General features: G+C 52.2%; 1 rRNA gene. It reads left to right on the top strand.

Annotation, left to right across the window (positions count from 1 at the left end):
- Window positions 1-255: ribosomal RNA gene (locus tag MUU46_RS00010) — 23S ribosomal RNA — on the top strand; the annotation flags it as partial.

The following is a 255-nucleotide window of genomic DNA, read 5'->3' as shown; positions in this document are numbered from 1 at the left end:
CTAACTGGAGGACCGAACCGACTAATGTTGAAAAATTAGCGGATGACTTGTGGCTGGGGGTGAAAGGCCAATCAAACCGGGAGATAGCTGGTTCTCCCCGAAAGCTATTTAGGTAGCGCCTCGTGAATTCATCTTCGGGGGTAGAGCACTGTTTCGGCTAGGGGGTCATCCCGACTTACCAACCCGATGCAAACTACGAATACCGAAGAATGTTATCACGGGAGACACACGGCGGGTGCTAACGTCCGTCGTGAA

Origin of the sequence: Scandinavium tedordense, from assembly GCF_024764965.1 — a bacterium.
Taxonomy (GTDB): Bacteria; Pseudomonadota; Gammaproteobacteria; order Enterobacterales; family Enterobacteriaceae; genus Scandinavium; species Scandinavium tedordense.
This window is presented reverse-complemented; position numbering and strand designations above follow the sequence as displayed.